At 64.8% G+C, this 14,891-nt stretch carries 18 protein-coding genes; 5 read left to right on the forward strand and 13 right to left on the reverse strand.

Annotated features, from left to right (window positions below):
- Positions 1 to 19: 19 nt before the first annotated feature.
- The 8 genes from tolQ to IVB29_RS30945 all read right to left on the reverse strand — a co-directional run bounded on the left by tolQ (position 20) and on the right by IVB29_RS30945 (position 5,704).
- Positions 20 to 736, reverse strand: coding sequence for a protein TolQ (tolQ, locus tag IVB29_RS30910; protein ID WP_247507678.1), 717 nt, complete (start codon positions 734 to 736; stop codon positions 20 to 22).
- A 389-nt stretch (positions 737 to 1,125) separates the two neighbouring features.
- Positions 1,126 to 1,836 (reverse strand): SDR family NAD(P)-dependent oxidoreductase, encoded by a 711-nt coding sequence (locus IVB29_RS30915; protein ID WP_247507192.1) that lies wholly within the window; start codon positions 1,834 to 1,836, stop codon positions 1,126 to 1,128.
- A gap of 24 nt (positions 1,837 to 1,860) precedes the next feature.
- Positions 1,861 to 2,628: a serine acetyltransferase gene (locus tag IVB29_RS30920; protein WP_247507193.1), complete on the reverse strand. Its 768-nt coding sequence runs from the start codon at positions 2,626 to 2,628 to the stop codon at positions 1,861 to 1,863.
- A 263-nt stretch (positions 2,629 to 2,891) separates the two neighbouring features.
- Positions 2,892 to 3,383 carry a DUF2852 domain-containing protein gene (locus tag IVB29_RS30925; RefSeq protein WP_247507194.1) on the reverse strand — a complete coding sequence of 164 codons (492 nt, stop codon included), beginning with the start codon at positions 3,381 to 3,383 and terminating at the stop codon, positions 2,892 to 2,894.
- Positions 3,384 to 3,504: 121 nt separating this feature from the next.
- Positions 3,505 to 4,257 (reverse strand): TetR/AcrR family transcriptional regulator, encoded by a 753-nt coding sequence (locus IVB29_RS30930; protein ID WP_247507195.1) that lies wholly within the window; start codon positions 4,255 to 4,257, stop codon positions 3,505 to 3,507.
- Positions 4,258 to 4,385: 128 nt separating this feature from the next.
- The gene (locus tag IVB29_RS30935; protein ID WP_247507196.1) at positions 4,386 to 4,751 is read right to left on the reverse strand and encodes a YciI family protein; all 366 of its coding nucleotides are present in this window, start codon (positions 4,749 to 4,751) and stop codon (positions 4,386 to 4,388) included.
- A gap of 52 nt (positions 4,752 to 4,803) precedes the next feature.
- A complete protein-coding gene (locus IVB29_RS30940) occupies positions 4,804 to 5,208 on the reverse strand; it encodes a YciI family protein (protein ID WP_247507197.1) in 405 nt (134 codons plus the stop codon).
- A gap of 130 nt (positions 5,209 to 5,338) precedes the next feature.
- A complete protein-coding gene (locus IVB29_RS30945) occupies positions 5,339 to 5,704 on the reverse strand; it encodes a nuclear transport factor 2 family protein (RefSeq protein ID WP_247507198.1) in 366 nt (121 codons plus the stop codon).
- A 155-nt stretch (positions 5,705 to 5,859) separates the two neighbouring features.
- Here IVB29_RS30945 and IVB29_RS30950 point away from each other — a divergent pair, with 155 nt between their 5' ends.
- Positions 5,860 to 6,648 (forward strand): SDR family oxidoreductase, encoded by a 789-nt coding sequence (locus tag IVB29_RS30950; RefSeq protein ID WP_247507199.1) that lies wholly within the window; start codon positions 5,860 to 5,862, stop codon positions 6,646 to 6,648.
- A 119-nt stretch (positions 6,649 to 6,767) separates the two neighbouring features.
- Positions 6,768 to 7,205: a hypothetical protein gene (locus IVB29_RS30955; RefSeq protein ID WP_247507200.1), complete on the forward strand. Its 438-nt coding sequence runs from the start codon at positions 6,768 to 6,770 to the stop codon at positions 7,203 to 7,205.
- A 346-nt stretch (positions 7,206 to 7,551) separates the two neighbouring features.
- On the opposite strand, the gene IVB29_RS30960 is transcribed toward IVB29_RS30955, so the two are convergent.
- From IVB29_RS30960 to IVB29_RS30975, 4 genes are all read right to left on the reverse strand, one after another.
- Entirely contained in the window at positions 7,552 to 7,965 is a 414-nt protein-coding gene (locus tag IVB29_RS30960) for a VOC family protein (protein WP_247507201.1), read from the reverse strand.
- 28 nt (positions 7,966 to 7,993) lie between these two features.
- Positions 7,994 to 8,530: an SRPBCC family protein gene (locus IVB29_RS30965; RefSeq protein WP_247507202.1), complete on the reverse strand. Its 537-nt coding sequence runs from the start codon at positions 8,528 to 8,530 to the stop codon at positions 7,994 to 7,996.
- 76 nt (positions 8,531 to 8,606) lie between these two features.
- Positions 8,607 to 9,902 carry an RNA polymerase sigma factor gene (locus IVB29_RS30970; protein WP_247507203.1) on the reverse strand — a complete coding sequence of 432 codons (1,296 nt, stop codon included), beginning with the start codon at positions 9,900 to 9,902 and terminating at the stop codon, positions 8,607 to 8,609.
- Positions 9,899 to 10,267, reverse strand: a complete 369-nt coding sequence (locus IVB29_RS30975; RefSeq protein ID WP_247507204.1) for a YciI family protein — start codon at positions 10,265 to 10,267, stop codon at positions 9,899 to 9,901. The genes IVB29_RS30970 and IVB29_RS30975 overlap by 4 nt, the downstream gene beginning before the upstream one ends.
- Positions 10,268 to 10,411: 144 nt before the next feature.
- On the opposite strand from IVB29_RS30975, the gene IVB29_RS30980 reads away from it, so the two are divergent.
- Together IVB29_RS30980 and IVB29_RS30985 are read left to right on the forward strand one after the other, a co-directional pair.
- Positions 10,412 to 11,377, forward strand: coding sequence for a glyoxylate/hydroxypyruvate reductase A (locus IVB29_RS30980; RefSeq protein ID WP_247507205.1), 966 nt, complete (start codon positions 10,412 to 10,414; stop codon positions 11,375 to 11,377).
- Between the two features lie 103 nt (positions 11,378 to 11,480).
- Positions 11,481 to 13,448, forward strand: a complete 1,968-nt coding sequence (locus IVB29_RS30985; protein WP_247507206.1) for a methyl-accepting chemotaxis protein — start codon at positions 11,481 to 11,483, stop codon at positions 13,446 to 13,448.
- A 2-nt stretch (positions 13,449 to 13,450) separates the two neighbouring features.
- Here the strand turns inward: IVB29_RS30985 and IVB29_RS30990 are convergent, their stop codons facing one another.
- Complete coding sequence (locus tag IVB29_RS30990; RefSeq protein WP_247507207.1) at positions 13,451 to 14,101, reverse strand: TetR/AcrR family transcriptional regulator; 651 nt, start codon at positions 14,099 to 14,101, stop codon at positions 13,451 to 13,453.
- Between the two features lie 113 nt (positions 14,102 to 14,214).
- Between IVB29_RS30990 and IVB29_RS30995 the strand changes: the two genes are divergently transcribed.
- Entirely contained in the window at positions 14,215 to 14,859 is a 645-nt protein-coding gene (locus IVB29_RS30995; protein ID WP_247507208.1) for a glutathione binding-like protein, read from the forward strand.
- Positions 14,860 to 14,891 lie beyond the last annotated feature (32 nt).

A 14,891-nucleotide genomic window follows, 5' to 3' on the forward strand; every position in this document is an offset into this window, starting at 1 on the left:
ACACTATACATGCCGTCCGTCAGCCCCGCTCGTCGATCTGGCGGGACAGAATGGCTGAAAATTCATCGGCGAAGCCTTCGAGCCGCTGGGCCTGCCGGTTCACCTCGGAGGTGAACTTATTGTAGAAAATAGTGGCAGGAATGGCGGCGATAAGGCCGACGGCGGTGGCAAACAGCGCCTCCGCGATACCCGGGGCGACCACGGCCAGGGAGGTATTTTTCGACGCCGCGATCGACTGAAAGCTCGACATGATGCCCCAGACCGTGCCGAACAGGCCGACGAAGGGGCCGGCGGAGCCGACGGTGGCGAGCACCAGCAGCCGGCGTTCCAGCCGCTCGATCTCGCGCGAAATCGAGACGTTCATCACCTTGTCGATGCGCATCTGAAGACCCGCGACCGAGCGGGCCTGGTTCTCGAACGAGCGCTTCCACTCGCGCATCGCGGCCACGAAACACGCCGCCATCGAGTGCGTCGGCTTGGCCGAGAGCGTGCGATAGAGTTCCTCGATCGACTCGCCGGACCAGAACGCCTGCTCGAAACGGTCCATCGAGCGGCGGGTGCGGGCAAACAGGAAGATCTTGTCGATGGCGATCGCCCAGACCCAGACCGAGCAGGCGAGAAGCCCTAGCATCACCGCTTTCACGATCCAGTGAGCCTGCCAGAACAGCGCGATCAGCGACACGTCCGCGGAAGCGGCAACCGGGAGGGCTGACTGAGCCACGTCGGCCGGATTCATAAGCAGTATCCTCTCAAGGCGATCGTTATCCGATGTTCCGCGGCAGCAAATGGCTGCCGGTTCCCCAACAGCCGCGCAAACCAGCGCGGCCGGCAAGCCCGCTCAAAGCCTTGTCTTTCTGGGGTGCAGGGCCTCGTCCAAAGCCGGCCGTCTGCATTCCCTGCCAAGATGTCAAAACTATGGGCCTCGACGACAGCTCCGGGCGCGATTGTCCATAATTACCAGAGCCCGCCGATGGTTAATGCGGGGTTACCAGGGGCGCATTTGGCTGCGGGAAAGGTAGGCAGCACAGGGGGATGGGGGCGGCGCCGCCCCATCGCAGTCATGCCCCGGCTCTTGACCTAGGCATCCAGTACGCCGCGGCCTCCACGTATCCCCCTTCGGGCCCCTCACCACTTCTCCTTCGACGTCCGCACGTCGAGCTCGAACGACCAGGCGCGTTCGGGCTGGCGGTAGAGGAAGGCGAAGGCATCGACGATGCCCTCGATGTCGATCAGGCTGTCCTCGCGCCCCGCAGCGTCCGGAAAGCGCGAGAAGATCTTGTCGCCGGCGATCGCGCCGTCGACCACGACATGGCCGACATGGATGCCGTCGCTCGCATATTCCTTGGCCATGGCTTGCGCCAGGGTGCGCAGGCCGGCCTTTGACGAGTTGAAGGCACCATAGCCGGAGCGTCCGCGCAGCGAGGCGCTGGCGCCGGTGAAGAGCAGCGTTCCCGTCTTCTTCGGCACCATGCGGCGCACTGCCTCGCGGCCAAACAGGAAGCCACCGAAGCAGACCACGCGCCAGGCCTGCTCGAAATACTCGGCCTCCATCTCGATGATCTTGCCGGGCGTGTTGTTGCCGGCGTTGTAGATGGCGAGGTCGAGATTTTCACCGGCGGCATCGAACAGTGCAGCGATGTCGCGCTCGCTCGTCGCGTCCGCGACGACGGGAACGGCATTGCCCCCCGCCTTCGTGATATCATCCGCAACGGCCTGCAACGCGGACAACGTCCGGCCCGCGACGATCACCTTGAGTCCGTCGACCGCAAAGCGCTTGCAGAGCCTTGCCCCGAGCCCGCGGTCCGGGCCGACGCCGATCACGATTGCCGTCTTCATTGCACGTCTCCGAAGATTGAAGGGTCAGGCCGCGGAAGCCGGTTCGGGGCAGTTGGTCAGCCGCGCGGGATTGCCGACCGCGGTGCAGCCTGCGGGAATGTCCGACGTCACGACCGTATCGGCGCCGATCTTCGCAAATTCGCCGATGCCGATGTCGCCGAGGATGGTTGCACCGCCGCCGATGAAAACGCCGCGGCCGATGCGCGGCGAGCGCGCCGGCAGCTCGCCACGACGGCCGATGCTAACGTTCTGGAGGATAGTGACGTCGTCGCCGATCACCACATTGGCGCCGATCACGATGCCGGTGGCGTGGTCGAGATAGACGGACGAACCGATATGTGCGGCGGGATGAATGCTGACTTGCAAGACGTTCGACGCCTCGTTCTGGAACAGCAGCGCGGCATCGCGATGGTCGCGGCGCCAGAGCCAGTTCGAGACGCGCCAGGCCTGCAGCGCGACATAGCCCTTGTAATGCAGCAGCGGCGGCAGCAGGTCAGCGATGGCGGGATCGCGGCGTGCGATCGCCTGCAAGTCCTGGCTGGCCAATTCGACCAGGTCCGGCGCGTCATGAAAGGCGTCGCGGGAAAAGGACGTGAAGCGCGCGCGCTCGGTGGCGCCGCTGCCAAGCCGCTGCCCGATCAGATCGGCCAGGGCGCCGGCAAAATCATCATGCGCGAGAACGGCGCTCGCAACGGCCTGGCCGAAGACGGGATCGGCAGCCGCCGCACGCTCCGCTTCGCCGCGGATCGCCTGCCAGAAGCTGTCGCTCGCCTTGGTCGCAGCTTCGGCCATCACCGCCTCCGGTCCGTCGCACCCCGTAACGGCGAATATAGGCGGTCCGGATCAAGGCGCCAGTGATGCCGGCGGGAGGCAACTGCTCGCAAAGCGACCGGAGCATCACGAACCTTTGGCCGGCAATCTCCCAAAAACCAAACCGCCCGCCTGCGGGGTGCGCAAGCGGGCGGCTCGGGGCCATCAGGACTTTGGGGCATGCGCCTGAAGGCTTTGAGAGGTGTCAGCCCTTCAAGTTCAACCTTGAAGTTCAGCCTTGAAGTTCAGCCTTGCGGCTGGTCGGTCGGCGGCGGGGTCGGGCGCGTCTTGTGCTGCGCCATGAACTGGTCGAACTCTGCCTTGTCCTTGGCGTGACGCAGACGGTCGAGGAAGTTCTTGAACTCGACCTGCTCTTCCTCGAGCCGCTGCAGCGTCTCGGTGCGGTATTCATCGAAGGCACGGTTGCCGGAGGACGGCGGGCCGAAGCCAAAGCCGAAGCCATGGCGCTCCATGCGGCCGCGCATGCGGTCCATCTTGTACTGCATCCGCTCCATCTTGTTCTGCCAGCGGTCCTGATTGCTCCAGCACGACATTCTTCTGCTCCCGAGTGTGAAAAAGAGAAGGGCAAGTCCGATCGGCCACCAGATGATGAAGCCGAGGATGGTCACGGCAATCCAGCCGGGATGCCATGGCGTGTTGAGCATGCGGGGACGCTCGTATTGTTGGTCTTGGTCCGAAGGGCCGCGCCAGCGATTGACATCAGCGGTGTAGGCCATTTCCGATCTCCATGACGGCGTCTGAGCCGTTGTGAATGTAAATAACATTTACATAGCTAAATCATCCCGCGATTTTGTCAAGCCGACCACCCGACAGGGGCGCGGGATTATTTGCGCAACTTTATTTCGGCTTGCCCCAAGGACCACCCGGAGTACCGCCGGGCGGCACGCCAGAACCGGAGGCCGCCTCCGGTGGCACCGGTGGCGGCTCAGCGCCTTTCGCCGGAGCACGGCGGTCGGTCGGGAAGCCGAGGCCGCGCAGATAGATCAGCACCTCGGCCTCGAGCAGCTCGTCCGGTGACATCGGCAGTTTTCGCCGCGCGGCATCGCCGCGGGAGAACAGCGAGGCGACGCCATGCGCCATCGACCAGATGTGCAGGGCCATCATCATGGCGGGTGGCCGAGGCGCGCCCCGAGGCGCGAGCGCCGCAAGGCGCTCGGCGGCGGCGCGAATGACATTAAAAGCGCGCTCGCTGGCGGCCTGCAGCGCCGGATTGGCGTCGACCGGCAGGCCGGATTCGAACATCGCATTGTAGAAGGCCGGCTCCTCGCGGGCGAAGGCGAGATAGGCCCTTCCGACACGCTCGAACGCGGTGACGGTGTCGGGGCGCCCGTCATCCCAGGCCCCGGTCAGGCGCGACTCGAACTGCTCGAAGCCACGCTGGGCGATCGAGGACAGCAGTTCGTCGCGATCGCGGAAATGGCGATACGGCGCCGCAGCGCTGACGCCGGCCATGCGCGCGGCATCGGCGAAGGTGAAGCCGGCCGCGCCCTTCTCGGCGATCAACCCGAGGGCGGCTTGCAACAGCGCTTCCTTCAGATTGCCGTGGTGATAGCCGCGCTCCGCGCGGCGCTCTTCCTTGCGCCAGCTCATGTGAACGAGCTTTACATGAGCCGGGCGTGAAGGTCACTAGCGGCGAGCGGGAAGTGATTAACTCCGTACTTCCACGGGCCACCGGGCCGATGAGCCAGCATCGCGCCCGGAATCGGCCTCGCCAGAAGCTACATCTGCGGAATCGGCATCACGGGCATGACCTCAACGGCCTCACCCGGGAAGATCGCAAAATGCGGATGGTTCTCGAACAGTTTTGCGGCCTCCTCCTGTGAGGCGGCCCGCACCACCGTGAAACCGGTCAGCGCGTTGCTCATCTCGGTGACGCCGTTTCCGTCGATCCGGCGGGTCTTGCCGAGCGGACCGCCCAGCTCGACGATAACATCCTTGTGCTTCTCGACCCAGCCGTGCCAGCCGGCCATGCCCTCACGCTCTTTCGCCTTGCGCTCGGCCTCGGGAAGCGCATTCCAAGCGGCCATTTTCGGTCCGCTCATGCTGCCGAGATAAACGGCGAGGAATTTGTGTTCGGTGCTCATCGGCTCTCTCCTTGTTGATGGATCGACTACGGCCGCGACGTGATCGCGGCAGCTATCTCTTCAGGCCGTCGAAACCGGCGGCGGCCGCTTGCACGTCAGGCGGAAAGTCGGACATTTCCTGCACCTGCCGGATCTCGATGATCTCGTTGGCGGAGGCCGGGCACTTCTTGGCCCAGGCGATCGCTTCCGCGCGCGAATCCACCTCGATCATCCAGTAGCCGCCCAGAACTTCCTTGGATTCAGCGAAGGGGCCGTCGGTGACGACGGGTGCGCCGGACGCAAACGAGACGCGCGCGCCCGTCGATGGCGGGTGCAGGCCGTCGAGCGTGATCAGGATGCCGGCATCCTTCAGCGCTTCGTTGTAGCGCATCATCGCGGCGACGCGTTCGGGATCGAGTTGGACGTCCGCCGGCGCGCTCTCGTAGCCGAGCGGGATCATGAGCATCATGAATCGCATGGTGAGGTCCTGTTTCTTCGCTGCGTGGGCGCTGGAGGATCTGTCCGGCCCATACTCCCAATTCAAGACGAACGGCCTTCTACAAGACCGACATGGCTGTGAAAATTATTTCGAAGGTTGTTGCGCCGCGCTAACGGGGTTGCGGCAGGAACCGGCCGTGCTGGAAGGCGGCGCCGAAATACACCTCGATGCGGCGGATCTTGTCAGCGGCGAAGGTGAAGAACTCGGTGTTGCGAAAGCTCCTGCCATCTGTCGCCAGGCAGTGATAGGTGACGAAGGCTTCGTTGCCGGCGACGAAGATGCGCTCGATGTCGTGGCGCACGATCCAACCGGTGTCTTTCCAGCAGCGCTCGAAATAGGTCGCCTTGTCGAGGTCATCGTCGAACGGGCTGGTGAAACGGAAGTCGTCGGCCAGCGCGGCACTGACCTGCTGCCGGTCGTTGGCAAGATAGGCGGCGAAGAGGCTTCGAATCAGGTGTTCGCGGTTCTCGGTCATTGGTGGCCTCCCTGAAGGACGTCTTCTCGAAGACGATTCACGCACGACCGCGCCGACATCCGCACACCGCGAAGCCCGCCGAGGCCTTTCTCGCCGAGACCAAAGCGCAGTAAAAGGAACGCAACCAGCCTTCTCGAACACAGGATAAATCGCCCATGCCCGCCTCCCCGCAGAAAGTCGCCCTCGTCACCGGAGCCGCGCGCGGCATCGGGCTTGCGACCGCGAAGAAGTTCCTTGGCGAGGGCTGGCGCGTGGCGCTGCTCGACATCCAAGGCGAGTTGCTCGACCGCGCGGTCGCCGGGATCGGCGAGAGCGAGGCGACGCTGGCGCTGACTTGCGACGTCTCGGACACGGATGCGGTTGCTGCCGCGATGAAAACGGTCGAGCAGCGGTTCGGCCGGCTCGATGCGCTGGTCAACAATGCCGGCATCGCCGTGTTCGCGCCGCTGATGGACACGTCGGAGACCGACTGGCGCCGCGTGCTCGAGGTCAACCTCACCGGCCCGTTCCTCTGCACCAAGGCCGCGGTGCCCTTGATGCGCGAGGCCGATGGCGGCGCCATCGTCAACATCACCTCGATCTCGGCCGTGCGCGCCTCGACGCTGCGCTCGGCCTACGGAACCAGCAAGGCGGGCCTTGCCCATCTCACCAAGCAGCTGGCGGTCGAGCTTGCCTCACTCAACATCCGCGTCAACGCGGTCGCGCCGGGGCCGGTCGACACCGCGATGGCGAAGCAGGTCCACACCAAAGAGATCCGCGCCGACTATCACGACGCCATTCCGCTCAACCGCTACGGTTTGGAGGAGGAACTCGCCGAAGCGATCTACTTCCTGTGCTCGGAACGATCGAGCTACATCACCGGCCAAATTTTAGCCGTCGATGGCGGCTTCGATGCGGCCGGCATCGGCCTGCCGACGCTGCGCGGGCATAGGCGGAACGGCTAGGCACGGGAATTGTAGGGTGGGCAAAGCGCAGCGTGCCCACCAACTTGCCTCAAACGCGGAGAGATGGTGGGCACGCTACGCTTTGCCCACCCTACGGCACCGCATTCGTGGAGTGCATCATGCGACGCGTCACCGTCCTCAAAGCCCTGTTGCTCGTCGCGCCCCTGCTCGCCTCCGCGCCCGCCGCGGCCGAGATCCGCATCATCCAGTCGCCGGGCGGACAGGTCGGGCCGTTCCTCGACCTGTTCGAGAAGGTGCGCGAGAGCGGCGAGCGCGTGGTGATCGACGGTCCCTGCCTGTCGGCCTGCACGCTGGTGCTGAGCATCGTGCCGGGCGAGCGCATCTGTGTCACGAAGCGCGCCGTGCTCGGCTTCCATGCTGCGCGATCGGTTGACTGGCGCGGGCGCTTTTCAGCCGAGCCGGAAGCCTCCGAAGCGGTGCTCGAGGCCTATCCCGGTCCGGTGCGCGACTGGATCAGCCGCCGTGGCGGTCTCACCTCGCGCCTGCTGGTGTTGAAGGGGCGCGACCTCGCCGCGATCTATCCGCGCTGTCGTTGAGGGGGCGACCGCCAGACGGGTCAGTCTTCTAAAACAGATATTGAATCATCGGCGCCAGCTTCGCGCTTGCGCAGATGAGCATCCCCCAAAGAGCAAAATTGATCTGTAGCGCCGTCGCCATCGGCCGCTCCCCTTCCAAGTTACGTCCATCCCGATGTGTAGAATTTGTGAATGAATGATTAGCGATTTTGACCCGCGGTTCACAGCCTAATATTGCGCCAGTTGTTGTGCGATGCGATCCGACGAGAACGACCGGCCGATCCGGCCGTGATGTGACGATCCGCTGCCTGTCCCGCTTCCCGTAGCAACGGAAAGCGGAACACGGCGCATCAGGCGACCTCGCCTGTCACATTCCTTCCGCGGGGCAGTTCACCATCCAGGGAATGCCGAACTTGTCGACGCACATGCCAAAGCCCTTGGCCCAGAAGGTCTTGCTGAAGGGCATGGTGACGCTGCCGCCGTCGGCAAGCGCGTTGAACTTGCGCTCACCGTCCGCGGGGTCCGCGACCGTGAACGAGACCGCAAAGCCCTGAGGCTTGTGAAAATGCTCGGCCGGTACGTCCGAGGCCATCAGCACGGTGCCGCCAGGTAGCGACATTCGTGCGTGCATGATCGTCTTCTCGCGGCCGGGCGCAGCCGGCATGTCCGGCGGCGCGTCCGATGACCGCATCATGGCGTCGATCTTGCCGCCGAGAGTCTTGGCGTAATGGTTGAACGCCGCCTCGCAGGTGTCCTGATAGAACAGATAGGGATTGAGCATCGTTTCTCTCCTTTTGTTCGCCTGGGCCTTACTTCTCGGTGAGCTTCTTCAGGCTGACGAGGCCGGCCTCAAAGTCCTTGCCGATCATGTTGTCCATGTTGATGAAGACCTGCATCACCTTGGACATGAATGGGGCCGGACCGTACATCGCCCACGTGACCAATGTGGCATCGCCTTGCGGCACAAAGGTGAACTCGGCGGTGTTGTGACCCTCGAACGGTCGCTCGAAATCGAGCTTGATGCGCAGTTTTGACGACGCATTCGCCTCGAGGATCTCCATGTGGCCGGCGCCGACATTGTTATTCCCGTCCCAGGCATAGGTCGCGCCCTTCCCTGCTGCGGTTCCGCCAAAGGTCCGCTTCATGGCGGGATCGCGGTTCTCATAGGGCGACCAGTTGGTCCAGAAGTGGAAATCGGAAACGAGCGGATAGATCGCATTGGCGGGCGCCTTCAGCGCCAGGGAGCGCTCGACGCGGAACGTGTCGGGTTTTGTCAATGCAAAGACGAGGATGCCCGCGATTCCGACCGCGAGCACGATGGCGATGATGGCAATGGCTTTCAGCATAAGGAACTCCTTGGATACGGAGTTAAGACGAAGCGGTCGGGCTGGGGCCGACAATCGCAAACGCAATTATTTTGCGTCACTTCGCCTTCGCGCCCTGCCGAGCGCCGCCGCCCTTCGGCTGGCTGTCGCGGATCAGGCGATCGATGTGCATGCGGATGTGGGCGGCTTCGGCCGAGGTGTTGGCGAGGGCGATGGCGCGGTCGAAGGCGATGCGGGCTTCGTCATTGCGGCCGAGCTGCATCAGGAAGGCGCCGCGCACGCCATAGAAATGGAAGTAGTTGGCGAGTTTTGGCGCCAGCGGCTCGATCAAATCGAGCGCGGCCTGCGGCCCGCGCACCTTGGACACCGCGACCGAGCGGTTGAGCGTCACCACGGGCGAGGGCTGTACTAGCTCCAGCGCGCCGTAGAGCAGGTCGATCTGGGCCCAGTCGGTCTCCTCCGGCGTCGCGGCGCGTGCATGCAGCGCCGCGATCGCGGCCTGGATCTGATAGGGTCCGCTGCTGCGGTGGCGCATCGCCTTGTCGATCAGCGCCAGGCCTTCCGCGATCATGGTGCTGTTCCACAGCGAGCGATCCTGGTCGTCCAGCAGAATGAGGGAGCCATCCGCGGCAAAGCGCGCGGCGCTGCGCGCATGCTGCAACAGCAGCAGCGCGGCGAGCCCCATGATCTCCGGCTCGCTCTGGAACAGGCGCAGCAACAGCCGCGCCAGCCGGATCGCCTCTTCGCACAGCGGCTTCCTGATCTCGGCAGTGTCGCCGCTGGCCGAATAGCCCTCGTTGAAGATCAGATAGATCATCGCCGCGACACCCGCGAGCCGGTCGGAGCGCTCGATCGCGCCGGGCGTCTCGAACGGCGTCCCGGCTTCGGCGACCTTGGCCTTGGCGCGGGTGATGCGCTGCTCCATCGCGGCATCCGAGACCAGGAAGGCGCGCGCGATCTGCTTCACCGTCAGGCCCGAGACGATGCGCAGCGCGAGTGCAATCTGTTGCGTCGCCGGCAGTTGCGGATGGCAGCAGATGAACATCAGCCGCAAAATATCGTCGCGATAATGCGAGCCGTCCAGCCGCTCGGCGAGCTTGCTTTCGGCGTCGTCGAGATCGGAGATCGCCTGATCGTCCTCAGGCAGCGGCTGCTGCTTGCGGGTGCGGCGCACCTCGTCGATGGCGACGTTGCGGCCCACCATGATCAGCCAGGCCGCGGGATCGCGCGGCGGTCCGTTCTGCGGCCAGGTTTTCAACGCGCGCAGGCAGGCGTTCTGAAAAGCCTCCTCGGCGGTATCGAGATCGCGGAAATAGCGCAGCAGCGCGCCCACCGCCTGGGGTCGCGCCGAGGTCAGCGCGGTCTCAATCCAGGAGGTGTCGGTGTCGCTCACGCCGAAATTCCTCCGGGCCGGAACACGCCGACGGGCCGCACTTCGTAGGCCCCACCGGGATTGGCAGCGCCGAGGTCACGCGCGACGTCGAGCGCCTCGTCGAGGTTCTTGCAGTCGACGATGTAGAAGCCGAGCAGCTGCTCCTTGGTCTCGGCATAGGGGCCGTCGAGCACCAGCGGCGGGTCTTCCTTCCGCAGGGTCGCGGCCGCCGTGGTCGGCAGCAGCCGCGCCACCGGGCCGAGCCGGCCCTGGCTCGTGAGCTTCTCCTGCACCAATGCGAGCTTCTTCATCACGGCTTCGTCCTGGTCCTTGCTCCAGGAGCCGACGAAGTCCTCGTCGTGATAGCAGAGGATCGCATAAAGCATGGGCAGCACCTTCCCTGAACGCTTGTTTTAAAGACGATCCACTATGCCCGGCCCCGACAGGGCTGCGGAAAAAAATTGCAAGAAAAATCCAGCGGATCGTGCCAAGGAGGGCCACCAAAAGCGGAACCTTATGAGGCACTTCGAATGACCGTGGGCATACTGGCCGTCCTGATCAACAGCACGCAGCAGAACTGGCTACCGGAGCGCTGGAAGGCCCGATTCGAGGCGGTCTGCGGCGGCCGTCGCGTGGTGCTGCTGCCCAATTCCGCGCTCGATCCGACCGAGGTGCACTATGCGGCCGTGTGGAAGCCGGTGCCGGGCGATCTCAAGGCGTTTCCGAACCTGCGCGCCATCTTCAACCTGGGCGCCGGCGTCGACGCGCTGATGGCGGACAACAGCCTGCCCGATGTGCCGCTGGTCCGCGTCGCCGTGCCTGACCTGACCAACCGCATGACCGAATATGTCGTGCTGCATGTGCTGATGCACCACCGCCAGGAGCTGTACTTGCGGGACTCGCAGCGCACCAAGCGCTGGGAGCCGACATATCAGTGGCCGGCAAGCGCGGTCACGGTCGGCGTCATGGGGCTCGGCACGCTCGGCGCGGACGCGGCCGATGTGCTGAGGCGGCTCGGCTTCCGCGTCACCGGCTGGAGCCGCAGCCCGCGCACCATCGAGGGCGTCGAATGTTTCCACGGCGCCGCCGGGATGGACGCCTTCCTGCGCACGACCGACATCCTCGTCAGCCTGTTGCCGCTGACGCCCGACACACATGGCATCCTCAATCGCGACGTCTTCACCAAGCTCAACCGCAAGAGCCCGCTCGGTGCGCCGGTCATGATCAATGCCGGCCGGGGCGGCTTGCAGAATGAAGCCGATATTCTCGCCTGCCTCGACGACGGCACGCTGGGCGCCGTCTCGCTCGACGTCTTCGTGCAGGAGCCGCAGCCGAAAGACAGCCGCTTCTGGACCCATCCCAAGGTGCTGCTGACGCCGCACAACGCCGCCGACACCGACGCGGACGAGATCTCGGCTTACGTTGCCGAGCAGATCGCGAAGTTCGAGGCCGGCGGCGCGCTGGAGAATGTGGTGGACCGCGGGCGGGGGTATTGAGGCGCTCCGCCCGGCCGAAGGAGGGACGCACCCGCCTCGTTCACCCTCTCTTAGCGAGAAGTTGATAGGCGTTGTTAACCAACGCTCAAACAACGAGTCGGACATGCGCTCGAGCCTCGGCCTCAGGATGCGGATCACGGTCGCGCTGGCGGTGACGGCGGCGGCGACCGCGCTGTTCGCCGTCGTCGGGGCGATGTGGATCATTGCGGGGATCATCGACCGCGCCGACCAGCGCGAGCTGCGCAGCCATTATGACGCGTTGTTGTCGCGGATCGCGGAAGAGTCCCGCCGTGCCGCTGCAATGAGCGCCGTCGTGGCCGCGATTCCGGCAACGCAGGAGGCGATGGCCAAGCAGGACCGCGAGACGCTGATGCGCCTGTTCGGGCCGGTTTTTGCTGCGACCAAGTCAGAGTACGGGGTCGAGCAGTTCCAGTTCCACGTGCCGCCGGCAACGTCGTTCCTGCGCGTACACCAGGCGGCAAAATTCGGCGACGACCTCTCGGGCTTCCGCAAGACCGTCATCGACGCCAACCAGGAGCGCAAGGTCGTGGTCGGCCTCGAAGGCGGCATCGCCGGGCTCGGCATCCGCGGTGTGGTGCCGATCGCGCAAGGGGGCAAGCATCTCGGCACGGTGGAATTCGGCCTGACTTTCGGCCAGTCCTTCCTCGACGACTTCAAGACCAATCGCCATGTCGACGTCGCCTTCCATCTCGCCGACGGCTCGGGCTTCAAGCTGTTCGGCGGCACGCTGAAGGGCAAGAGCTTCTTCGATGCGGCCGATTACGGCCGCGCCACCGGCGGCGACTTCACGGTGCGGCAGGCCAAGCTCGACACCACGCCCGTCGCGGCGCTGCTCGGGCCGATCAAGGATTTTTCCGGCAAGCCGCTCGGCGCGGTCGAGCTGGTGATGGACAATGCCGATTACGAGGCGTCCGCCGACCGCGCCTGGATGCTGGCGATCGGCATTGCCGCGCTCGGACTCGTGCTGGCGGGGATCGTCGGCTATCTCATCGCCCGCAGCATCTCGCGGCCAATCCTGTCGATCACGAACGTCATGCGCGAACTCGCGGACGGGCGTCTCGACGTCGCCGTTCCCGTCAGCAAGGCGAATGACGAGGTCGGCGCCATGGTGAAGGCGGTTGCGGTGTTCCGCGACAATGCCGTCAACTTTGGCAAGCTCCAGGCCGATCAGCACGAGGCCAAGGCGCAGTCCGAAGCGGAGAAGCGGCGCGCCTTCGCAGCCCTTGCCGACAATTTCGAGGCCAGCATCCGCGACGTCGTTACCACGGTGTCCGCCGCCGCCGTCGAGATGGAGCACACCGCGCGATCGATGTCGGCCATCGTCGAGCAGTCGCGCCAGCAGACCCGCACGGTGTCGTCGGCCTCGGCGCTGGCCTCGGAGAACGTGCAGACGGTCGCCGCCGCCGCCGAAGAATTGTCCTCGTCGATGACCGAGATCAGCCGCCGCCTCGCGCATGCGACCGAAGTGGTCGGCAAGGCCGCAAGCGACGGCCGGCAGTCGAATGCGCGCGTGCAGAGCCTTGCGGATGCAGCGCAAAAGATCGGCGACGTCGTTTCCTTCATCAGCGGCATTGCGGGGCAAACCAACCTGCTCGCGCTGAATGCGACCATCGAGGCTGCGCGCGCGGGCGAAGCCGGCCGCGGCTTTGCCGTGGTCGCCTCGGAAGTGAAGGCACTAGCGACCCAGACCGCGAAAGCGACGGAAGAAATCGGCGCACAGGTCACTGCCGTGCAGGGCGAGACCACCGGCGCCATCGAAGGCATCCAGTCGATCTGCGCGACGATCCAGCAGGTCGACGAGATCTCCGCGGCGATCGCCGCGGCTGTGGGCCAGCAGGGCACCGCGACGCAGGAGATCGCGCAGAACGTCCAGCAGGCGGCAGCCCGGACCGGCGAGGTCTCGCACAACATCTCCGGCGTCACCGCCGGCATCGCCGCGACGGGAACGGCGGCAGAAGAAGTGCTGGGCTCGGCGATCGAGCTGTCAAAACAGTCGCAGCGGCTGCGCGACGAGGTGGATCGTTTCCTGGCGCAGATTCGCGCGGCGTAGTTTCAGGCTTTCGGCCCGGCGCCCACCATCACATCGATCGCACCTTTCACGATCGCCTCCAGATCTTTGCGCGACACGCGGGCGCGCGAGCGGATGGCGACTGAGTGCACCGTTGCTGACGCGACCTGCGCCAGCACGGCGGGATCGGCGCTCTCCGGCAACTCGCCTTTCTCCTTCGCGCGGCGGAAGCAATTTGCAAAAGCCTTGTCGAGTTCCGACAAACCGTCGAGCACCATGGCGCGAATATCCGGATCGCTCACCGCTTCGGACGCCGCCGTGACCACCGTGAAGCAGCCGCGCGGGCCGGTTTCGCCGGAGAGATAGATGTTCAGGGCGCAGGCAAAGATGCGCTCCAGCCGCTGGCGCACCGGCATCTCCTCGCGAAAGATCTCGACCATCGACGCACGGGCTTCCTCGCGGTAGCGCTGATAGCTCTTGATGTAGAGCTCGCGCTTGTCGCCGAACGCACCGTAAAGGCTTGGACGGTTCATGCCGGTGGCTTGGCTGAGATCGTCGAGCGAGGTCGCGGCAAAGCCCTGCCGGCGGAACAGATCGAGCGCCTTGCCGAGCGCGACCTCGGGCTCGTAGGCGCGCGGACGGCCGCGGCGCTTGGGTTCGTTGGCAGCAGCCGCCGGCTTCGATTTTTGTACCATTTCGCAAACAATCCTTGACCCGCGCTATATTATGCAAGATAGTACAGAAATCAATCTGGCCAGGTTGAGCGAGACTCAAAAAGACACCCAGGAATTCGCCAAGGAGGCACCAGATGGATCTTTATTTTCAGCCGCTCGCCTGTTCGATGGCGACCCGCGTCGCGTTGTACGAGGCTGGCGCAGATGCGAACTTCTTCGAAGTCGATTCTCCAACCAAGACCGTGTTGAAGGACGGCTCCGACTTCCGCGCCATCAATCCGATCGGCCTGGTGCCGGCGCTGCGCACCGATGAAGGTGTGGTGCTGACGGAGAATGCCGCGATCCTGCAATATGTCGCCGATCGGTTTCCGCAATCCGGCCTCGGCACCGGACCCGGCATCGACCGCACGCGGCTGCATCAATGGCTCTGCTTCATCGGCACGGAGCTGCACAAGGGCCTGTTCATCCCCGTGCTGGATCGCAAGGCGCCGCAGGAAACCAAGGCCTATGCACTGGAGAAGAACCTGTCGCGGCTCGACTACGTCGAAAACCACCTGAAGGGCCGCGACTTCCTGCTCGACCACTTCACTGTCGCCGATGCCTATCTGGTCACGGTCATCAACTGGACCATGGCGACGCCGCCGATCGAGCTCGCGAAATGGCCGAACCTGAAGGCCTATTACGAGCGCTTGCGTCAGCGGCCGTCGGTCGCAAGAGCGATCGCCGAGGAGTTCGAGCTGTACAAGGCCGAACAGGCGCGGAAGAAGGCGGCGGCGTGAACGATCAATCAAGGTATCGTCCCGGCCGACAA

It is taken from the genome of Bradyrhizobium sp. 1 (assembly GCF_023073315.1).
GTDB lineage: Bacteria > Pseudomonadota > Alphaproteobacteria > Rhizobiales > Xanthobacteraceae > Bradyrhizobium.

Excerpts from the sequence above, each read along its gene's own strand:
- tolQ (WP_247507678.1), bottom strand. The coding sequence starts at position 736 with ATGAATCCGGCCGACGTGGCTCAGTCAGCCCTCCCGGTTGCCGCTTCC.
- IVB29_RS30915 (WP_247507192.1), bottom strand. The coding sequence starts at position 1,836 with ATGAAGACGGCAATCGTGATCGGCGTCGGCCCGGACCGCGGGCTCGGG.
- IVB29_RS30920 (WP_247507193.1), bottom strand. The coding sequence starts at position 2,628 with ATGGCCGAAGCTGCGACCAAGGCGAGCGACAGCTTCTGGCAGGCGATC.
- IVB29_RS30925 (WP_247507194.1), bottom strand. The coding sequence starts at position 3,383 with ATGGCCTACACCGCTGATGTCAATCGCTGGCGCGGCCCTTCGGACCAA.
- IVB29_RS30930 (WP_247507195.1), bottom strand. The coding sequence starts at position 4,257 with ATGAGCTGGCGCAAGGAAGAGCGCCGCGCGGAGCGCGGCTATCACCAC.
- IVB29_RS30935 (WP_247507196.1), bottom strand. The coding sequence starts at position 4,751 with ATGAGCACCGAACACAAATTCCTCGCCGTTTATCTCGGCAGCATGAGC.
- IVB29_RS30940 (WP_247507197.1), bottom strand. The coding sequence starts at position 5,208 with ATGCGATTCATGATGCTCATGATCCCGCTCGGCTACGAGAGCGCGCCG.
- IVB29_RS30945 (WP_247507198.1), bottom strand. The coding sequence starts at position 5,704 with ATGACCGAGAACCGCGAACACCTGATTCGAAGCCTCTTCGCCGCCTAT.
- IVB29_RS30950 (WP_247507199.1), top strand. The coding sequence starts at position 5,860 with ATGCCCGCCTCCCCGCAGAAAGTCGCCCTCGTCACCGGAGCCGCGCGC.
- IVB29_RS30955 (WP_247507200.1), top strand. The coding sequence starts at position 6,768 with ATGCGACGCGTCACCGTCCTCAAAGCCCTGTTGCTCGTCGCGCCCCTG.
- IVB29_RS30960 (WP_247507201.1), bottom strand. The coding sequence starts at position 7,965 with ATGCTCAATCCCTATCTGTTCTATCAGGACACCTGCGAGGCGGCGTTC.
- IVB29_RS30965 (WP_247507202.1), bottom strand. The coding sequence starts at position 8,530 with ATGCTGAAAGCCATTGCCATCATCGCCATCGTGCTCGCGGTCGGAATC.
- IVB29_RS30975 (WP_247507204.1), bottom strand. The coding sequence starts at position 10,267 with ATGCTTTATGCGATCCTCTGCTATCACGACGAGGACTTCGTCGGCTCC.
- IVB29_RS30980 (WP_247507205.1), top strand. The coding sequence starts at position 10,412 with ATGACCGTGGGCATACTGGCCGTCCTGATCAACAGCACGCAGCAGAAC.
- IVB29_RS30985 (WP_247507206.1), top strand. The coding sequence starts at position 11,481 with ATGCGCTCGAGCCTCGGCCTCAGGATGCGGATCACGGTCGCGCTGGCG.
- IVB29_RS30990 (WP_247507207.1), bottom strand. The coding sequence starts at position 14,101 with ATGGTACAAAAATCGAAGCCGGCGGCTGCTGCCAACGAACCCAAGCGC.
- IVB29_RS30995 (WP_247507208.1), top strand. The coding sequence starts at position 14,215 with ATGGATCTTTATTTTCAGCCGCTCGCCTGTTCGATGGCGACCCGCGTC.